Annotated in this window: 13 protein-coding genes; 6 read left to right on the top strand and 7 right to left on the bottom strand. The window is 46.0% G+C overall.

The features are described from left to right. Nucleotides 1–765: 765 nt before the first annotated feature. Nucleotides 766–1347, bottom strand: a complete 582-nt coding sequence (locus P0078_RS04345) for a TetR/AcrR family transcriptional regulator (RefSeq protein ID WP_282933253.1) — start codon at nucleotides 1345–1347, stop codon at nucleotides 766–768. A 120-nt stretch (nucleotides 1348–1467) separates the two neighbouring features. On the opposite strand from P0078_RS04345, the gene P0078_RS04340 reads away from it, so the two are divergent. Both P0078_RS04340 and P0078_RS04335 read left to right on the top strand, forming a co-directional pair. Beyond that, nucleotides 1468–2217, top strand: a complete 750-nt coding sequence (locus P0078_RS04340) for an SDR family NAD(P)-dependent oxidoreductase (RefSeq protein WP_282933252.1) — start codon at nucleotides 1468–1470, stop codon at nucleotides 2215–2217. Nucleotides 2218–2310: 93 nt separating this feature from the next. Then, entirely contained in the window at nucleotides 2311–3258 is a 948-nt protein-coding gene (locus P0078_RS04335) for an alpha/beta hydrolase family protein (protein WP_282933251.1), read from the top strand. 170 nt (nucleotides 3259–3428) lie between these two features. Here the strand turns inward: P0078_RS04335 and P0078_RS04330 are convergent, their stop codons facing one another. The 4 genes from P0078_RS04330 to csrA form a co-directional block, all read right to left on the bottom strand. After that, nucleotides 3429–3932 (bottom strand): TlpA family protein disulfide reductase, encoded by a 504-nt coding sequence (locus P0078_RS04330; protein WP_282933250.1) that lies wholly within the window; start codon nucleotides 3930–3932, stop codon nucleotides 3429–3431. After that, nucleotides 3932–4543, bottom strand: coding sequence for a TonB-dependent receptor domain-containing protein (locus P0078_RS04325; RefSeq protein WP_282933249.1), 612 nt, complete (start codon nucleotides 4541–4543; stop codon nucleotides 3932–3934). The genes P0078_RS04330 and P0078_RS04325 overlap by 1 nt, the downstream gene beginning before the upstream one ends. Nucleotides 4544–4607: 64 nt before the next feature. Beyond that, on the bottom strand, nucleotides 4608–6038 hold the full coding sequence (locus P0078_RS04320) for a TonB-dependent receptor plug domain-containing protein (RefSeq protein ID WP_282933248.1): 1431 nt from the start codon (nucleotides 6036–6038) through the stop codon (nucleotides 4608–4610). Between the two features lie 264 nt (nucleotides 6039–6302). After that, a complete protein-coding gene (gene csrA / locus P0078_RS04315; RefSeq protein WP_282933247.1) occupies nucleotides 6303–6491 on the bottom strand; it encodes a carbon storage regulator CsrA in 189 nt (62 codons plus the stop codon). Between the two features lie 720 nt (nucleotides 6492–7211). On the opposite strand from csrA, the gene ltrA reads away from it, so the two are divergent. After that, a complete protein-coding gene (ltrA, locus tag P0078_RS04310; protein WP_282931929.1) occupies nucleotides 7212–8510 on the top strand; it encodes a group II intron reverse transcriptase/maturase in 1299 nt (432 codons plus the stop codon). Nucleotides 8511–9044: 534 nt separating this feature from the next. Here ltrA and P0078_RS04305 read toward each other — a convergent pair. Together P0078_RS04305 and P0078_RS04300 are read right to left on the bottom strand one after the other, a co-directional pair. Next, nucleotides 9045–9641, bottom strand: coding sequence for a DUF4291 domain-containing protein (locus P0078_RS04305; protein WP_282933246.1), 597 nt, complete (start codon nucleotides 9639–9641; stop codon nucleotides 9045–9047). A gap of 146 nt (nucleotides 9642–9787) precedes the next feature. Beyond that, nucleotides 9788–12019 (bottom strand): M12 family metallopeptidase, encoded by a 2232-nt coding sequence (locus P0078_RS04300; protein ID WP_282933245.1) that lies wholly within the window; start codon nucleotides 12017–12019, stop codon nucleotides 9788–9790. 548 nt (nucleotides 12020–12567) lie between these two features. Here P0078_RS04300 and P0078_RS04295 point away from each other — a divergent pair. The 3 genes from P0078_RS04295 to P0078_RS04285 all read left to right on the top strand — a co-directional run bounded on the left by P0078_RS04295 (nucleotide 12568) and on the right by P0078_RS04285 (nucleotide 15494). Further along, the gene (locus P0078_RS04295) at nucleotides 12568–13161 is read left to right on the top strand and encodes a TetR/AcrR family transcriptional regulator (RefSeq protein ID WP_282933244.1); all 594 of its coding nucleotides are present in this window, start codon (nucleotides 12568–12570) and stop codon (nucleotides 13159–13161) included. A 74-nt stretch (nucleotides 13162–13235) separates the two neighbouring features. Continuing rightward, the gene (locus P0078_RS04290; protein WP_282933243.1) at nucleotides 13236–14366 is read left to right on the top strand and encodes a methyltransferase; all 1131 of its coding nucleotides are present in this window, start codon (nucleotides 13236–13238) and stop codon (nucleotides 14364–14366) included. A gap of 303 nt (nucleotides 14367–14669) precedes the next feature. Continuing rightward, nucleotides 14670–15494 carry a transporter substrate-binding domain-containing protein gene (locus tag P0078_RS04285; protein WP_282933242.1) on the top strand — a complete coding sequence of 275 codons (825 nt, stop codon included), beginning with the start codon at nucleotides 14670–14672 and terminating at the stop codon, nucleotides 15492–15494. Nucleotides 15495–15575: the final 81 nt, after the last annotated feature.

Raw genomic sequence — 15575 nt, 5'->3', positions numbered from 1 at the left:
TTAACTGGCATCAACTTCAGAGTCTGTTTTCATTTCAGTTTTTATTTGCATAATAGGTCTCCTTGTTTCTACCTCTCCGTATTGATATTGGCCACAAAAATTAGATGCACCTGAAAAATTTTTTAAAAAAATATGCAAAAGAAAAAGTAGAAGAGTTCAAGCTAGCTTGGCACAAAGTCTTTAACTCTTTTCATATTCTTTACCTTTGTATCTTTATATACTTTGGTTGATTGGGAGGTGCGAGGCCATGCCAGGTAGCAGCAACTTCAAACCGTCATATATATTGATCCTACCCATTAACAACGGATACACTGCTAAACGGTTACCTTAAATGCCTCAGGGCAGAGGTAGCAATTGGCTCTGTGAAGGCGATATCATTATAGTCTACCTCTATATACTCAAATATTATTTTTCGTATGAAGTACCTTGTAGGAAAACGATTATCATGAATTGACTTTACTTTAAGGGAGTTTGGCTTCAAGTATTAAGTACAATTTCGATATAGCTCCTTTCCATCAAAGGCTTGATTCTTAGCCAGAAGTGGGGGGCTTGAAAGGGGGGATATACGAGAGACCTCTAAATACTTGAACTAAATATAAAAGTAGGTTTCCTTTCAATTCACGATTATACGTATGGGCTGACTTCTCTAAATAAAATCTATGTATCCTCATAACGCAATGAATACGCTCATTGTTCTAGCGTGATTGTCACAGCCACTCTTTGAAACTAAGAGCCTCTAAAATAGTTTTTGTGCAAAAGAATTTATCACTCTTTAAATCTTAGCCCATCAGCTAATAGTGAGACCATACGTTGAACTTGCCCAGATGAGTCTTCAGATGAGGACATCCCCAATCTCGCAATTCCTCCAAGTAGTTCATCTGCAGTTATATCTGAACGAACATCTCCCGATTCTATTGCTGCACCTAACACCACAGACAGGGTAGGCCTTAAGTGCTGGTCAAAATAGCTTGGAAGGGTTTCAAAGGCTGGATCACCTGAGTGCAATACTTCGGATAGCCCTCGCTTAGTGGCAAAAAAGGCCGCAAATGTTTGCATACAGCTGGCCAAGGCTTCAAAGGGAGGTAGGTGTTTTGCTTGTTCTTCCACTTCTTCAGAGCAGCTATCGATCTCCCTGTGGAAAACTGCCGCGATCAGGTCTGCCCGCTTTGGGTAGTGCCGATAAAGGGTGCCGACACCGACACCGGCCTTACCCGCAATCTCCCGCACTGGGGCATCTACGCCTGAGGTGGCGAATACTTCCTTGGCTGCCTGGAGCAGGGCGTCATGGTTGCGCTTGCCGTCTGCTCGCTTACGTTGGCTCGAATTAGTGTCATCAGATTTTGGCATATCTACCCCTTGCTAAACGGAACACTGTTCCGTATATTTAATCGGAACGTTGTTCCGATTTTGCCATAGCCATGTGCTGGAGCCAATGGCCCATGAGCTGTATCTATGTGGAGACTGACGATGCACGGTAGACCAATTGCATTGATAACTGGTGCCAATAGGGGAATAGGATTACAAGTTGCGAGGGACCTGAGTGCTAGAGGCGTTTCTGTCTTAGTTGGGGCTCGTGATTTGAAGCTGGGGCAAAAAGCCGCTGATTCCATAGGCGAAAGCGTTTGGCCTATTCAGCTAGATGTTACTGATGAGAGCAGTATCCGAGCTGCAGCCAACACTATTAGAAAAGACTTTGGCCGTCTCGATATATTGGTTAATAACGCGGCGATTAGCCATGCAGGGGAGGCTGGAGTAACTCTGGCGGAAATCGGCAAAAAGACTCAGGTTAGCGCTGTAACTTTGGCTGAATTACGTGAGATATTTGAAACTAATGTTTTCGGGGTTGTAGCGGTTACTCAGGCAATGCTACCTCTTCTAAAACTCTCTCCTTCTGCCAAAGTGGTTAATGTTTCTAGCGGTGCTGGCTCGTTGATGAGCCATTCAAATCCTAAGAATCCGGCACGAAAAATGTTTGGTGCCTACTCCATGTCAAAAACTGCGCTAAATGCTGTGACTATGGCTTTCTCAATTGATCTTGAAAAATCAAACATAAAGGTAAATGCCGTATGCCCTGGGTTTACTTGCACTGGCTTAAATAATTACGAGGGTGAGCAAACTGTAGCAGAGGGTGCGAGGGAAATTGTGCGTGTCGCCCTTCTGGGCCGAGAAGGGGATTCTGGTACTTTTACTAGCTTCAATGGTTCGATGCCATGGTAATTCGGTGCTGATTGCAAATACCAGTGGCCACTTTACTGATTTCTATTAACCCCATCGATCAAGTGGAAAATTAAAAATGAAGGAGAACCATTTATGACAACATCAGATCATACATCAGTAAAAAAGCACGGCCCTTTTGTTATACATCATGCTGTATTGCTGCCTGACTCGGTCAGGGGGCAAGAGCTAAAGGTTCGTGTAATCGCACCGGTGAACGGTGAAAACTTACCAATCGTTATCTTCGCCCATGGATACAGATCACCACCTTATGGATACGCTCCAATAACTGAATTTCTCGCCTCTTTGGGTTTTGTAGTTCTGCAACCAGTTTTCCTGGATTCTGAGGCGCCAGATGATGACCCTAGAGTGCCTGAAATCTGGCAGTATCGAGTATCTGATATGAAGAGAATTCTGGATGAGCTGGACAGCATCGAGAAAGCTGTTTCCATGTTGCGGGGCCGTCTAGATAAAGAAAAGGTAGTTGCTATTGGGCATTCCTATGGAGCACAAACTGTAGGTATGTTACTGGGGGCTCGGGTACTAAATGAAGACAATATTCCTGGTCCTGATTTATCAGATAAGCGGGTGAGAGCGGGTGTTTTACTTTGTGCAACTGGAACGGGCGGAGAGAACCTATCCCCTTTTGCGGCCAAGTTCTTCCCATTTATGAATCCAAGTTTTACGGAAATGACTGCTCCATGCTTAGTTGTTGCAGCGGATCAGGATGATTCTCCATTAAGTACCCGTGGACCAGATTGGTTTACAGATGCTTTTACTTTGGGAACTGGTGCAGAGTACTTGCTGACCCTTGTAGGGGCAAAGCATTTACTGGGTGGAATTAATGGGTATGGCGTTATAAGTGAAGAAGAAAATAATCCTGCCCATGTATCAATTGTACAGGCCGCAATTTCCGCGTACTTAAGTAAGCAGTTCTATGAGAAAAACTCCGATTGGGAGGCGTTACTAAGCACGCTAAAAAGCCAAGATCCAACTATTGGTTTTGTAGAAGAAAAGTCAGCTAACACTTTTATGGGTTTATAGCCTGGATGCCAAAAATAATCCTTAGATCTTCTTGCCACAGCTCTAAATTAGGGGGAATAGCTAAGTGAGCTGATATCTACAGTATCACTACCTATATCTTCAATCTATAAGTACTTAAGATCTAGCAGGGTTCCTATCTCAGCAAAAATTGCAGTATTCAGTTCTCTAATTTATGAGGCTGTCCCGAGAGCACTTTCACATTTGAAGTCAAAGGTGCTCTCCAAAATCGGCTGTAGTTTCTTATCCGGAATATAACCCCTTAGCCAGCTGAGAGGTTCTCCGCTGGAGGCTATAAGAAAGCTAAATGGAGTGCCGGGAGTTTCGCCCAGCACTTGTTGAAGCTGTGTGCTTGCCTGAAGCATGGGGAATTCCGGGCGTAGCTTTCGATATTCAGCCAGTAGGGCTTTTCGGGACCCATTGATACCCAGGGCGATGGGCTGAAACTGTTGGGGGCACTCGCTGGTAAGTCGGTTGAGTACTCGAACCTGGCGAAAGCACCAGGGGCAGTCAGGTTCAACCAGTACTATCAAGCTGGGTTTCCCTTTGAATTGCTGCAAGTTGATACGCTCGGGTCCGGCGAGGCTGCGCAGTTCAAAATCGTAAAGGGAAATTGCAGCTTCTGTCGCGCCAGCAGGCGCGAACAGAAGTGTGATTAGTGCGAGCCAGGTTCGCATTACAGGTTCCAGTCGAAGCCCAGGTAATATTCACGCCCTCGGAGGGGGCCGTAGATATAGGCTACGTCGTAGGCACCACTGGCATCCCAGAATAGAGGGCTCTCACCTTCCTCGACTTGGGTGTAATCTGTCAGGTTGTTTCCACCCAGATACAGGCTCAGGTTTTCAGTGACGTCAAAGGTTAATTTAAGATCTACTGTCCAATAGGCGTCTGCGCTTGTGCTTTTTAACGTGGAGTCGCCCAACTGGTTGAAACCTTCGTAACCAAATTCATCCAAGTCGCGGGAGCCCACCCAGGTAGCGCTGGCATATAGCATCCAGTAATCGGCTTTGTAATCCAGATTGAATAGTGCACGTTGTTCCACTGGAGCAATGGCAAAAGATTCCCGGAAAACATCGTCGTAATCATAGGTCTCCAGTGTGCCACCGATAGTCAAATTTTCGGTCAGTGCGTAGCCGAGAGTGATATCGGCAGCACCTACGGAAGCGCTTTCCTGCATCTGGGTAAGCAGTGGTACTCCATCCTCGGTTTCGCTCAGTGCTGCGAGGTTATCTACTTCGGTAAATGCCAGTGACAGGGTGCTGTTGAGGCGTTCTCCCTCGAAGCTCAATGCATAAGTTGCGGATAGAGATTTTTCAAGGTTTTCGATCTCGATGGCAAAGCCATCACCGGCATCAAGAATGCCGTGATCTGTTTCGAAAAAGGATAGGGGCTCGGTATCCTCGTCCCAGCGCTACCCGGGAGGTCCACTGGTCGTCGTGCAGATAGCGGAGGTCTATACGCGGGGCGACCACCGTTTCATCGATCTCTGTGCCGGGTTTTTGCTCGGCGACAAAGTCGGCTTTGGCATTGTCTACGCGTATGGCCAGTGCCACTTCAAGATCCGGTGAAACGGTCCAGGTGTCCTGTATGTAGAGGCCGGTGGTCTGGTAGTCGAAACTGTCTTCGATGTAATTATCACTTTCCTCCCCTGCGACAGAGTCGGAGCGCATGGATTCATCGCGAAGATCGACACCAAAGGTGAGCATGTGCTGATCGTTAAGGATTAAATTGTTGCGCAGGTCGAAGTAGTTGAGTGTGTCTGTAGCGGTGTAATCGAACCCTTCGTAGAAGGAGTCCTGCTTGTGCTCAGACCAGGCGACAGTAAACAGCGTGTTATAGGATTCGTTGAATTCGTGGAGCCAACTCGAGGAAATTTCACTGCGAGTGGTGGAGATCCATTCAGTGGTTTCCCAGGGTTTGCCAATGTATTGCTGCCGCACATCGTCGTTGACAAACAAGTGGTCAGATTCCACACCATCGTAGCCTTGTAGGACGGAACCAATGCTGTATCCCTGGGGGCCGCCAAAAATACTGGAGTCGGTATAGGCTGTGCGCAGTACCACGTTGTCCCGCTCACCCAGGTCATGGGAGAGGCGAACTACATAACTGGCGTTCTCTTGCAGCGGTGCTTCGCTAACTCCGTTGTCATCATTGTCCATCTGGTGGTGTTTATCGTCCTGAATGACCAGTGATGTACGGGTGCGTTCATCATCGCTTACATAGCCGCCCATCATGCCTAGAAAATAGCTGTCGTTGTCCTCCATGGAGGCATTGATGTTGAGGCCGGTTTCCTCGACTTCCTTGGAGATGACATTGATGGTTCCGCCGATCGCTTCGGGTGCGAGCAGCGATGCTCCCGCACCTCGGGCCACTTCGATACGAGAGACACCCGTTGTGGCCAGTGCATCCACTGCGTAATAGCCCGCCATCATGGTGTGAAGGGGAACGCCGTCGGTGAGGATGGTGGAGTGCTCACCGCGCATACCGTTCAACATTATTCGTTTGACCCCGCACATGGAGCACTCATTGGAAACCCGAACACCGGGGGACTTTTCAATAGCGTCAGTGAGGTTAACTGCCTGCAGGGATTTGATCAGACTTTCATCAACAACCTCAGTTTTCTGGATTGCATCCAGCAAGGCTCCGCGCTCATAGAGGCGCTGGCGCACACCGACTACTACGGTTTCCTCCATTACCGTGGGCTGATCTGAAGGAGTTTCATTGGCGAGGGAGGCGGGTACTGCGGCTGCGAGTGCGGTAGCTAGCAGGGTTTTGCGAAACATGAGAGAACTTCCAGCAAGTAAACTGCCGAACATGATAATGATTCGCATTTGCGTGGCAAGCGAGCAAAGGTGGTAGTTTTAGTGACTTTGGATTTAGCGGGCCAGGATAAATGGGCGCTAACTTAGGGGCGGGCACTCAAGGAGCCTATGGATTTCTCTTGGGTTGGCTTAGTGAGTTGCTCTTTGTGAAAGAGTTGGAAAACCTTGGTCGATAGATTGTGGTTGAGGCCCGCTGTGGGCCCTCATTTAAGGGGGAGTTGATTCTCAGCGTTTTCTGTTACTGAGTTTCTGCTCCCTTTGAATACGTATATAAATTTCTTCGCGGTGAACTGCTAGGGATTTGGGGGCATGTATTCCGATCTTTACTTGGTTGCCCTTAACCTCCAGTACTTTGAGTGAGATATCTGTTCCAATTCTTAGGTTTTCACCAGTCCGACGCTTCAAGATCAACATATTTTTTCCTACTGAATTTCAAGCTATTTTTTTGGCTCCGAAACCGGAAGGCTTAGAAAGTCGTGATTGCAGGAAGGGCAGGGGGAGCGCGAGAACGGTAAGCATGAAAGAAGAAAAGGCGGGCGCTACGCTCCCAGAGCTTGGGCAATCGCTCCAAGCTACTGGATCTTCTCGACTTTATTGAAGACGAGCGGGTTTCTGGCGTACTATGCATATAGCCAGTGCGTCCTGAGTATTTTTTTTTTTTATAAATAAAAAAAAAATACGTGCTATCCAGGAGATGGAGGTCGGCCCTCCGTTATCGCTTTGCAGGAAGTGATAACAAACCCCCTCAAGGTGATCGGAGTAAAGAGCTTTGGTTAGAAGCGCTTGAGGAAAAGGCGTACGAGATACGTCAGGTATGTTGTGTAGAGACGAATGCAAATGAACCACTGATGAGGTGTCGAAAGCGTATTACCAAGATGATGTCAAAACCCGTGCACTGGCTAAGCGCGGGGATAAGCTTGGAGGTTACCTGTTTACCGACCGAGTGGCATCCGGCATAGAGGTGGCGTGAACACACAACAGGCTTTTGGGTGGAACAGGAGAACCTGTCGTCCAGGTGTTAAGGAAGAGCGTCAAGTAGAGGCCCTGCAAGACGTTGAGTACCAAGACTGGTCACAGGGGCGGAACAACCCGTAGTAGTGGAGAAGCGGCTGTAATGGACGTGGAGCGAAGGGGTTGTCGTATTCGGCGACTAACCGTGTAATCAACCCAGATGGGGAGGAATTAACGATTAGCGCAAAGCCATTCAATATTCCCAAGCGAGCGGTTTGGGAAGCGTGGAAGCAGATCAAGGCCAATGGCGGCGGAGCGGGGATTGATGAGATAACGATAGAGCAATATGAATCGAATCTCGCCAAAAACCTGTACAAGCTATGGAATCGGATGTCATCTGGCAGCTATTTTCCATCAGCCGTCAAACGAGTGGATATTCCGAAACTCGATGGCAGCCTGCGACCACTGGGTATCCCCACAATCGAAGATCGCATTGCGCAAATGGTGGCTAAGCAACTGCTGGAGCCAGAATTGGAGAAGGTATTTCACCCTGACTCCTACGGCTATCGGCCAGGCAAATCTGCTATAGACGCAGTGCGCCGAGCTCGACAACGATGCTGGGATAGAATCTGGGTAGTTGATTTAGATATCAAGGGTTTCTTTGACAATATTAATCACGAACTCCTGCTGAAGGCATTAGATAAACATAATAATCATCAGTGGGTCAGGCTCTATGTACAGCGCTGGTTAACGGCTCCAGTACAACATCGGGACGGACAGCTTGAAGAGCGAACACAAGGTACTCCACAAGGGGGTGTAATCAGCCCTCTACTGGCAAACTTGTTTTTGCACTACGCGCTGGACGCCTGGATGGTGAGAACGCACAGAGATATTCCTTTTGAGCGTTACGCGGATGATGCTGTTTACCATTGTCGTAATCCTCGAGAGGCGGATCGCTTACTGGCGGCTCTAAAAGCACGCTTGACTACCTGCGGGCTTGAGGCTCATCCAGAGAAAACGCGCAAGGTCTATTGCAAGAACAGTAATCGTAAAGACTCCCACCCAGTGATCCACTTTGACTTTCTGGGCTTTCGATTTGGTCCCAGAAAAGCAAGGAATCGCCAAGGACAGATCTTCACCGCATTTAGTCCTTCAATGAGCCCTAAGGCCTTCAAGAGGATTAAGGATAAGGTCAGGCAATGGCGAGTAATAAACTGGGTGGATCGATCACTATCTGAAATGGCAAAAGTACTTAATCCCGCAATACAGGGTTGGCTGAACTACTATGGTCACTTTGGGCGGAGATATGGTGTTTATCGACTTCAGAAGTATCTTGACCAAACGCTGATGCGTTGGGCCAGGAAGAAGTTTAAGCATCTGAAGCGAAGCTGTTTCAAAAGTTGGGCCTTTATTGGAAAAGTTCGTCAACAAATGCGCGGCTTGTTTGCACACTGGAGAATGGGAAGATTGAAAATGTGCTGAATACGAAGAGCCGTATGAATTGAGAGGTTCACGTACGGTTCTGTGAGAGGTCGAAGGGGAAGTTCCTTTGGTCTACTCGACCTTTGATAGTGCGTTTATCAACTTGGTTAGCTGGCCCCTGGTGTTGGCGCACCTTGGGTCAGCGCCTTTTACTTACTTTTACGTCACGCTACTGTTCTCCTTTGAGAAATGAGTCTTGGATTTACTTGAATCAACAATCCTTAAAAAACTGCTGGGTAAGACTCTAATTCCGATAAATATTCATCAATTTTACGCAGCTTTGACACTAAAACAAACTTAATAAAATCCAATAAGATCATTTTAGTGCCTATATTTTGTGTTTTTTTGAAAAGTCTACTGTGGGTTGTTGTATTTCTGGGGAGAAGGATAACGCTGCTTGTCATTCTCTATATTGGTTTTTAAAAGTAATACCATCAGTTCAATTGAGCCCCATTTGCTGACCAAAATTTTCATCGGACTTTGCGGTTTTTGGATGTGTCACAGGGGCTTAACGCTGGTATTGGCCGTGCAGATTTACATTTCCAATCTTTCTTTTAATGAAACACTTAAGGGGTACTCAACCTCTGAGGGAAGAAGATTCTCCGCTTGCTCAAATTCTCCCGCTTTGACTAGTTGGTGAATTCTGTGGGCGCTTTCAGTTACATCAGTAATTTTCTGAATCCATTCGTTAACGTAAAGCATTACAGCTTTATTCGACAGCCCAATCTGAATAGCTCTGTGAGGAAGGGGTTCCAGATCTAAATTCCGTTCAGGGTCCCATTGAATACGGACAGGTGTAGTTCTCTTAGCCTCCAACCATGCTTCTTTCGTAGGGTATTGATTGGTTTGGTGGCTAAGCAGGCTATTCTGTAAGGCCCATTCAAATCCTTCTCTAGTGATATCTATCGCCAGAATGCGGTTTTGTCCGTTGTCTTTTTCTCCCCAACCCGAACGGTACATCATCCATAGGAAAGAGGGTTTAATCCAAGTCATACGTTCCATTTTGAATGGTGGGGATACAAAGGTTCCGTTTTGTAGGGCGGAATTTGCAATGGCTGTATTGTATGCTTGGTAGACGCGAATGGTGTGATTGTTAAAGCTAGCGCGGATCTGGCGCGTTGGAATAGTCATTTCTTAACCTCTAAATACATACTGTAATGTTACAAGTGGTTAAGTTATTAGTAAAATTCTATGCAAATTTACTCCTCAAGAGGAGTAGTAGAGTCCGTTGATTTAACGAAGCTCTACTACCAACATATTAGTTAATTATTCATGCATCAATAATCAGCACTAATCCAAACATTTTCAAAGTCGGTATAACCATAGATGGTAATATACCAAGTGCCCGATTGAGGAGCGTTCAAATCTATGGATTCATAGTTGCCCCAGTTTTCAGAAGCGTAGTCGGCATTTGACTCAGTGGCGGGTTCACCGTGCTTGATGTAGAGATCTGCATCACCAACGGAGTTGAACAGAGCAGCCCCCGTAGCTACAGAAAGCTGGGTCGCTCCTTCAGGAACTTCAATCTTAAACTCTAATTGATCTCCTGCATGGCCATTCAGGTCAGAGATAACCTCGCCGGGGATTAAAAATTCATCAGTAGATGATTCAGTAAAAGAGCCGGTCAGGGATACTTGATCGAAGTCTGAGTAGCCGTGGAGCATGACATGCCAGATCCCGGGAGTTGGGTTTGCTATAGCAACGGACTCCTCATTGCCACCTAAATAGGGCCGATAATCATAGACTGATTCAGTAGGTCTGCTAGCAAAACGAATATAGAGATCCGCATCGCCACTACCACCGGATATCTCAAATGAAAGGTCGCTGGCATTTTCCGGTACTGTCATGGTGTAGAACAACGACTCTCCTGCACTGGCATTAAGACCGCTGACAGGTTTCTGATTAATCAGAATATTGTCGGACTGATCAGCCAGGGTTACCGTTGCCGTCAAATCTACCCCCTCGAAGGAGCGTTCGATAGGAGACAGTAATATGTACCAGCGGCCGGTTTCTGGCGAAGTGATCTCAATATCTTCAATATTACCGCTATTTTTAGAACTGAAGTCAAAATCGGCTGTGGTAGGTTGGCGATTATAGGCCACATACATATTCATTTCACCGCCCAGTTCATCGCCTGAATTGTCAGTAATAACTGTCAAGGTTTGAGCATTTTCGGGCACGTCGATATGGAATACTTTTTCGCCTTTGCTACTTAAGTTCTCTCGCGTTTTTGATGGAATAAGAGTTAGCTCTGCCTCCTCATCACAAACTATTGAGTTACCGCCTTTAGCGGGGCTGAAGCTAATGCTCCCTTCATTAAGATAAGAATCAATTAACTCAAGTGCCTCGCAGGAGTAGACATCGAGGAGGTTGTCCGTAACATCAATATCGGTTAAGAAATGTCGGTCCATTACCCACACGAATTGTGCAGTGTCCAAGTAGTTGCCGGCAATATTTAACGTTTCTAGACGTTTAGGTAATTCGGGTAACTCGGTGAGGTTTTCATTAACAGCGGTTAAGTGCTTTAAGTATCGGAATACGTGAATACCTTGCAGTGACTGGATTTCCCCGTTGCCAGGAGTGCGAATTTCTTCAATGTTTGCTGCCTCCAGGCTGTCGATCTCACCATCGTTGTTTGTGTCGAAATAGGACGTCAAATATGACTTGAATGCAGGGTCAGGAATATTAATATTGACCGCACCATAGTGGGATGCTGCCGCAACCTGATCACCGCCGCCCAAGTCGATACGCTGGGCCATTATACGGCTGAAGTGCTCATAACCCGTTTTAGGGATAATAGTCTCTTGGCCATTAACCGAAAATGCACGTGATGGATAGTGCATGACAGACAGGAAGTCATAGTTACTGTAGTTGTGGGTTTGCCGTATATCAAAATTGTGGACATACTCGGGTTTAATATTATCCTCAATGATTTCGACATATTCATCACGATCAGATCGCTGATGTTCATGCCTCATACCAATAACATGGCCCAATTCATGGACAATAATGTACTTGGTATCCCAGTTGTTCATGCTGAAGAATTGCCCGCCGCCAGTTTTTCCAACCATGGAGCGGTTTTCAGTTCCGTTTCTTACGTGAACGTAGTCTGATTGATCGGTGCGCCTTAAAAATTGTAAGTCTGCAATTTCTTCCCAGACTTTGGTGGCGTCGATAAAACGCTGTTGATTTTCTTCAGTGACACTATCGTAAAAGTCGTAATATATGATTCCATCAGGCCACTTATTCGCTGATATTTCAACAGCGGACATAATGCTAACTTGACCGGAATCCTCTTGAACTGGCTCCAGCATATCTCCGGTCAGCTGGTATAGTTTGCCATCAATAATGACTTGGCTCGATTTGGGTTGCTCTTCCAATTGAGCAAACTCATTGCCGGTGTAACTTGGTATCGTTATATCTACAGCCTGACTGTATGCCACTGCCGACTGCAAGGTTAGAGTCAAGGTCGCTGAAATTCCCAGTGCTGTACTGGTAAATAGTTTCATTTTCATGTTCCTGCTTTGAAAATGTTTTTAATGTTTTGCCAAACTTTTATCCATAAATAGTCGAGTAGGAGGCATGTCTGATTAACTCTGGCAACAAGTTAAATCAGGATGAATATGCCGCCGCGCGGGAGAATACCGATGTTTGGATTTGAGGTCGATAGGTGGTTTTAAGTTGATTCAGAATGCGAGATTTGATTCGTGGCATTTCTCGAAGGATGGGCTTACGAACGAGATAAAATGTAGAGGATGACTATCAATTTTCGAGTGTATATCTTGGTGTTATTAGCAATACTTGTATTCTGAATATTAGAGATCACCCAGGTGCTTTGTTAGCTGGGTAATTAGTGCCAGATTCAAATCCACTTGCTCTAAACTACGAATATCTTCGAGACAATTTCATATGAATGAGTGGGGTCGTATCCAGTTTGGGGATATGGGGCCACGTCAACCAGTCGTACAAACCCCTCAAATTGAACAACAAATAGCCTGGAAGGCAGTAGAGTGCCCTGTTAGCCTCTCTTGCAAGCTAGATAGGAAGGAGCGGGCCTATGCAGGAGTCGGATGTTGCCAATCGGCTAATCGATGCGGCGCGAGAGTGCTTTTTGAACGATGAGTACCAACGGGTCACAACTCGCCAGATTGCTGCTAAGGCTGGAGTGGCGGTATCGATGATTCGATATTACTTCGGTAGCAAGGATGGCCTCTATGAAGATATGATCCGCCAAACCCTTCTGCCATTGATCGAGGCCGTAGAGCAACTCAGCCTTGATGGCGATTGGGATTTTGGAGATTTCTTTGCCCTTTACTACTCCACCATGCAAGAGAATCCCAAGTTTCCGGCTCTGATCCTGAAAGTCATGGCCCTTAATCAAGGGCCGGGGAAAAATGTGATCCGTCAGCTCCTGGAGCGGGGGCGTCAAAGGGGGTCTCGGCGGTTAGCTGAAATTAAGGGTGAAGAAGCTGAACCTGAAGACCCCAAGTATGATTTACTCAGGATTTCATTTGTCAGTTTGGCTATGTTGCCGATGTTGGCCAAACCCGTCCTGGAAGAGCAAATGGGGCACGTTATGGACCCCGATTTCTTAAAACAGCTTGCAGAGTTTAATGGCCGACTTCTGAAGTCAGGTTTGCAAAGCTTATAGCGATATGGCCTCAGCAAGTTGACGCCTGTCCCTTTTATCTATTTTTAATCAGATGTTATTTCTGAGGAGTTCTTATGCCCCAGTCAATGCAAAGAAATAGGGCCGTAAATTGGGTCTTTCAACGCGCTTCTAATATGATTAATAGTATTTGTAATATTCCTAATGCTCTGATGCCGCCGCCATTTCGAGTAATGCAAATTGGATCGCTATTTTGGCAGTCTAGATGTCTGTATACGGCTGTCCGACTCAATATAGCTGATCATATTAACGGTGAAGTTGTTCCAGTAGAAAAACTGGCAAATGATTGTAATGCAGATAAAGAGCATCTATATCGATTGATGAGGATGTTGTGTGCAATGGGGATTTTTAAGGAGGTAAAAGCAAGGCACTTTTCACACAATCGAAACTCTGAAGTGTTGCGCAGTGATGCCAGTAACAGCGTAAGAAGCATGGTGCTTATGCATAACTCCCCTGAGTTCAGCAAGCCTTGGTTTAATGGGTTTGAAGACCATATTAAAGATGGGAGTGTGCCTTTTGAAGGTGTTTATGATCAGGAAATGTTTGATTATATGAATGATCATCAATCTGTGAGCACGCTGTTTTCGGACGCTATGGATACCGTTGATAATCTTACCGGGCTACAGTATTTACAAGATTTTGATTGGAGCAGGTTTGATAGGATTATTGACTTGGGCGGGGCAAAAGGCAGCAAAAGTGCGAGTGTCCTCTCTTCATATAAACACATGATGGCGATGGTGGTCGACAGGAATAATGTTGAGGGGACGGCAAGAGAGTACTGGAAAAACTCATTGAGTGATTCAGTTGAAGAGCGATTGGACTTCTTCCCAGCAGATATTATTAACGATAGGCTGCCGGTAGCTAATAGTGATAAGGATATCTACTTGTGTACGGCCGTTTTTCACTTGCTGAATGACAGTAAGGCAAAGCGACTCCTTAATAATATTTACTCTGCCATGCAAGGGCAAAATGCTACGCTCACCATTGTTGACGCAGTATTACCTGAGAAGGGCGCAGACCTTAATTTGGCTGCCATGGACATGCAGATGTTGATGGGAACTCGTGGGCGGGAGCGAACGTTGAGTGAATGGAACCAACTCTTTAGTGATAGTCCTTTCTACTTGGTGGAGACAGTCTCCGTGCGTACCTTTGCAAAACTGATGGTGTTGAAAAAGAGAAAGGGTTAGGTGCTAAGCAGTAAGTGGGTGTCAACAAGCGCAATGTTAGTAATTATGAAAATGAAAAAACATTGCGCTTATTGTATTGGTGGCACGAATAGTCCGCTTGTCAATTATAGATACGCCAGCAAGCCAATATCCGTAGTAGCTTAAAGTGCAGTATCACCTGTATTGGTTTTATATACGCCTATATTTACCTATAGCCTCTTTCTGCTAGTCGACTAAGGTTTCGGCCTTTGGTGTCTCAGTGGATATTACAGAATTACTTAGGGGGCTCTGAGCCAATATATTTGAAATTACTGGATCTTAGCTATGTATCTAGTGTCCCGTCTAATAGGCAGCTTGCTAGTTTTATCGGTTATTTATGTGGGGTATGTTTGGGCTGATCTTGAGGATCGAGAGCTAGTTGCTGGGGTTACTTATGATATTCCAGGGCTGGCGTATAGAGAACCCTCTTCTGGCGCTATAGAAGGCTTTGAGCCTGACCTGGTCAGGGCAATTGGGGAGAAGTTATTTGGCGGCCCTGGCTATATAAGGCTAACCCGTGTGCTGGATGAGGATCGTATAAAGGCACTTGAAGACGGAAGAGTGGATATGGTGGTATCCCAGTTTACCATCACTCCAGAGCGCGAAGAAAAAGTGGACTTTTCGATTCCTTATTACGTCACTGGGGAGGGTTTACTGGTCCATAAAGATAGCGATATTGAGAGCTTTATTGATCTGGAAGGTAAGATAATTGCTGTTACTAAAGGCTCACTTTCCCTAAAAAGAATGCGTGCTGTCCTGCCGTCATTGGAGGGGGCAAGATTGGTTGTAGCGCCCACAAGCTCAGCGACCTTAGAGGCTGTTCAAAGCGGAAATGCTGATGCTGCCTCCAATGACATTATTAACCTAGTACTTTTGCGTAAGGCATCAGCCTATCCGACTTTATATCGTCTGGTGAATATTAGTGGAGACTTCCCGCCAAAGCCCTTTGGTATCGGTGTTAAGAAAGGGAATAAGGAACTGCTCGAACGATTAAATGCTGCTCTAGAAAGCCTAAAGGAGAGTGGGGAGATCAATAGAATGCTGGATAAGGCCGTTTCCAGTGTGGGTTCAGAGAATGACCCTGATGATACCTTCAGCGGCTCACAGTAGAATAGTCGCCGAAGTATCCGTACAGATAAAGTCTAATTAGGGGCGATATGACTACTAAATCCCCCAGTGTCTTCTTTTCTT

Source organism: Microbulbifer sp. VAAF005 (assembly GCF_030012985.1).
Taxonomy (GTDB): Bacteria; Pseudomonadota; Gammaproteobacteria; order Pseudomonadales; family Cellvibrionaceae; genus Microbulbifer.
Note: the sequence above shows the minus strand (reverse complement) of the source record. Positions and strands in the feature narration are given on the sequence as shown.

What these genes read in the sequence shown, in the direction of transcription:
- P0078_RS04305 (WP_282933246.1), bottom strand. Translation starts at nt 9,641, where the DNA reads ATGACTATTCCAACGCGCCAGATCCGCGCTAGCTTTAACAATCACACC.
- P0078_RS04340 (WP_282933252.1), top strand. Translation starts at nt 1,468, where the DNA reads ATGCACGGTAGACCAATTGCATTGATAACTGGTGCCAATAGGGGAATA.
- P0078_RS04335 (WP_282933251.1), top strand. Translation starts at nt 2,311, where the DNA reads ATGACAACATCAGATCATACATCAGTAAAAAAGCACGGCCCTTTTGTT.
- P0078_RS04295 (WP_282933244.1), top strand. Translation starts at nt 12,568, where the DNA reads ATGCAGGAGTCGGATGTTGCCAATCGGCTAATCGATGCGGCGCGAGAG.
- P0078_RS04300 (WP_282933245.1), bottom strand. Translation starts at nt 12,019, where the DNA reads ATGAAACTATTTACCAGTACAGCACTGGGAATTTCAGCGACCTTGACT.
- csrA (WP_282933247.1), bottom strand. Translation starts at nt 6,491, where the DNA reads ATGTTGATCTTGAAGCGTCGGACTGGTGAAAACCTAAGAATTGGAACA.
- P0078_RS04320 (WP_282933248.1), bottom strand. Translation starts at nt 6,038, where the DNA reads ATGTTTCGCAAAACCCTGCTAGCTACCGCACTCGCAGCCGCAGTACCC.
- P0078_RS04290 (WP_282933243.1), top strand. Translation starts at nt 13,236, where the DNA reads ATGCCCCAGTCAATGCAAAGAAATAGGGCCGTAAATTGGGTCTTTCAA.
- P0078_RS04345 (WP_282933253.1), bottom strand. Translation starts at nt 1,347, where the DNA reads ATGCCAAAATCTGATGACACTAATTCGAGCCAACGTAAGCGAGCAGAC.
- P0078_RS04330 (WP_282933250.1), bottom strand. Translation starts at nt 3,932, where the DNA reads ATGCGAACCTGGCTCGCACTAATCACACTTCTGTTCGCGCCTGCTGGC.
- P0078_RS04285 (WP_282933242.1), top strand. Translation starts at nt 14,670, where the DNA reads ATGTATCTAGTGTCCCGTCTAATAGGCAGCTTGCTAGTTTTATCGGTT.